A 3,109-nucleotide genomic window follows, 5' to 3' on the forward strand; every position below is an offset into this window, starting at 1 on the left:
GACGCGTCGAACCAATGCAGATCTTCGACCGCCATCACGACCGACTGCACCGCGCCGAACAGCCAGGCGGCGAGGGTTGTCATCAGCCGTTTGCGTTGTTGCTCCGGGGAGAGCATCAAGCGGCGAATACTTCTCGCCAACCGGAAGATTCAGCATCGTGGCGATAAGCGGCACCGCCTCAGCAAGCTTCAGTCCTGCGAGTTCGAGAGCTCTTTCCAACTCGCTTAGCTTGGTCGCGTCCGAATCATCAGCGCGTCGTGCGAAGTTCAATTGAAGCATCTCAGCGATCGGATAGAAGGGCGTGTTCTGGAAATACGGCGAGCCTGCGCATTCGATCCACAAATGCGGCTTCGAGACCAGCTGCTTGCGAAATTGCCGCACCAGGCGCGACTTGCCGATTCCTGGCTCACCCACGATCAACAAAACCTGCCCCTCACCCTCGGATGCGCGTTCCCAACGACTACACAAAAGCTGCGTTTCATCGTCACGTCCAACGAACGGCGTAAGACCGCGTACGATGGACGCCGCCAGACGATTTCGCACACTACTCAGTCGCACGATTCGATACAGATCGACGGGCTCGGCGAGCCCCTTCAATTGGTGAGCGCCGCGTTCCTCGACGACGAAAAGACCCGAAACCAACCGATTGACTGTCGGGGTGACAACCACCGTGTCGGGATCGGCTGCTGACTGCACTCGCGACGCGATATTGGCGGTATCGCCGAAGACCTCCGACTCGCTGCCACCGCCCTTGCCGACCACGACGGTACCGCTATCGATGCCGACGCGGACCGATAGTTTGGGACGATTGACCGCGGCGCGACGGTTGAGCTCGCGAACGGCCTCAACTATGGCAAGTCCCGCGCGCCCAGCACGTTCGGCGTCATTGTCATGGGCCTCTGGCCAACCGAAGTACGCCAGTATGCCGTCGCCCAGGTACTTCGCTACGTACCCACCGAAGCGCGTGACCGCTTCTGTCGCGGCGCGGTGATAGTCCGCCACGAGTTCGCGAAATTCCTCGGGGTCGAGGTGAGCCGAAATTTCGGTCGAGCCAACCAGATCGCTGAACAGCACCGTCAGATGGCGTCGCTCGCCGCTGGCTTCGCCTGGTTGGACCTGCGATGTCTCAGCTACGGGAGCACTAACGGCAGCGCTGAATGCAGCACCGCATTCACCGCAGAATTTGGCCTGTGCTACGCTCTCGGCGCCGCATTTTAGACACCTAGGGCTGAATGGTGTACCGCATTCGACGCAGAACTTCGCGCCTTCGGTGTTGTCTGTATTGCACTTCGAACAGCGCATTGCGGTTGTCCGCCCCCGTCGCTCGCAAGACGGTCCAGCCTAAACCTAAACCTGTTTCGGCAGCCATCGCAAAGGACTTCAAACTTCGGGTAGACCAGCTTGGATGCTTTGGCCCAGGGCGAACTATCGTTACGGCGATGATCGTGAAGGCCCACTTCTTAAAGCCGATGCTCTGCCATGCGGTGAGGGAGGTTCCCGAGAGGCCGCGGTGGAAGTACGACAAGCTGACGATCGCGGTCGATCGCCCGAGGTCGAGGCCGGAGGATGAAAAACGGTTCGTACAGAGAGAGCGGAATACGGCCGCCGCGGGGTGACCGGCGCGGAGCGAAGTCGTGAGTCCGATCGAAACGAGCACGATTGTGTTCGCCTGCGTATTCGGCGGTGCCATGCTCGGGATGGCGTTGCGGCAGGTCCTTCCGGAGCACCACCTGGACGCCGATACGAAAAGGACCTGGTGAAGCTCGGCGTCGGGCTGATCGGCACGATGACTGAGCTGGTGCACGGTCTGCTCGTAGCGTCGGCCGAAGGTTGGTTTGACACTCAACGCGGCGAGCTTACTCAGTTAGCTGCCAACACCATCCTGCTTGACCGCGTGCTCGCGCATTATGGACCGGAAACCGCAGACGTACGCGGCATGTTAAAGCTCGCGGTGCCGGGATGATTCAACAGATCTGGGGCGGAGCGATTGAGGTTCACCTCGTTATGGGCCGGGAATTACTCTTCGACAAGCTTCAGGAACTCGTGCCCCGGACCGATGCGCAGCGTGCGATCCAGTCGCAGTCAGAGAGTGAGTGTATGGGGATCAACCCAGGCTGCGAAGGCACCTAAACCAGATACCCTTCGATTCGTCGTCAACAGGCCGTCGAGCCGCTCCACGCTTCGGCCACCAAGTGTCCGTCATCGGCTTCCCTTCCGAGCTCAGGAAAACGAATTCCGAGCCATCGGAATGAAGTCTTCGCGGCAGTCGCTTAAGAAGATCAACGACCCACGGGAGCATCGGAATCTCGCGAGTCGAACCCCCAGTCTTCGGCGCGTTATCCTCGCCCTCGTCGCGGCTTCGCGATATTGAGATGATGCGTCGCTTCAGATCGATGTCATTCCATCGCAGCGCGGCGGCTTCGCCATGGCGTACGCCAGTCCAAACAGAAAAAATAGCCATGGACACCAATAAGGCTCCTTCCGCGCGAGCCACGCCATACCACTCACGTATTCAATCGCGGCCTAGTCCTAGGTTAAGCGTATCGGGTAGGTAACTGTGGAGCTCATATCAAGAGGAAAATGAAGAAAGATAATCCGATGGCCAACACGCCTGAGCAGATTTCCACGGAAATTGCGCGCGAAATGATTCGCGACGGTGATACCGTCCGACTGCGAGCGGACCCGCGCGCTGTAGATGAATTAAATCAGTCCGTCATCCAGGAGTTTCGTGCCAACCACGGCCGTGTAGGTGGTCCGCTGGAGAATTGGCCCATACTGCTACTTACGATGACCGGAGCTAAAACGGGGCGGACGCTGGTGCGCCCGCTGTGCTATTCGCGCGACGGTGACCGCATAGTAATCATCGCATCCTATGGCGGCGCGCCTCGTAATCCGCCCTGGTATTACAATCTAGTTGCGAACCCCATTGTGACTGTCGAGGTCGGTGTGGAGAAATTCAGGGCCAGAGCCGCGCAAGTCCATGACTCGGAGCGCACTCGGCTATTTGACGCGGCGGCCAAGTTGTTGCCCTTGTTCAGCGATTATCAGAACAAGACCAAGCGGGAAATTCCGGTCCTAACTCTAACACGCATCGATTAAATTGGGCCTT

General features: G+C 58.9%; 4 protein-coding genes. 3 read left to right on the top strand and 1 reads right to left on the bottom strand.

Annotation, left to right across the window (positions count from 1 at the left end):
* A partial coding sequence (locus VGI36_09880) for an adenylate/guanylate cyclase domain-containing protein (protein HEY2485447.1) occupies positions 1-1,302 on the bottom strand: 1,302 nt, incomplete at its 3' end.
* Between the two features lie 332 nt (positions 1,303-1,634).
* On the opposite strand from VGI36_09880, the gene VGI36_09885 reads away from it, so the two are divergent.
* From VGI36_09885 to VGI36_09895, 3 genes are all read left to right on the top strand, one after another.
* A complete protein-coding gene (locus tag VGI36_09885; protein HEY2485448.1) occupies positions 1,635-1,760 on the top strand; it encodes a hypothetical protein in 126 nt (41 codons plus the stop codon).
* Positions 1,757-1,963, top strand: a complete 207-nt coding sequence (locus VGI36_09890) for a hypothetical protein (protein ID HEY2485449.1) — start codon at positions 1,757-1,759, stop codon at positions 1,961-1,963. The genes VGI36_09885 and VGI36_09890 overlap by 4 nt, the downstream gene beginning before the upstream one ends.
* Positions 1,964-2,598: 635 nt before the next feature.
* Entirely contained in the window at positions 2,599-3,099 is a 501-nt protein-coding gene (locus tag VGI36_09895) for a nitroreductase family deazaflavin-dependent oxidoreductase (GenBank protein HEY2485450.1), read from the top strand.
* Positions 3,100-3,109: the final 10 nt, after the last annotated feature.

The sequence above is a fragment of the Candidatus Binataceae bacterium genome (assembly GCA_036495685.1).
Lineage (GTDB): Bacteria > Desulfobacterota > Binatia > Binatales > Binataceae > JAFAHS01.

Excerpts from the sequence above, each read along its gene's own strand:
- VGI36_09895 (HEY2485450.1), top strand. The coding sequence starts at position 2,599 with ATGGCCAACACGCCTGAGCAGATTTCCACGGAAATTGCGCGCGAAATG.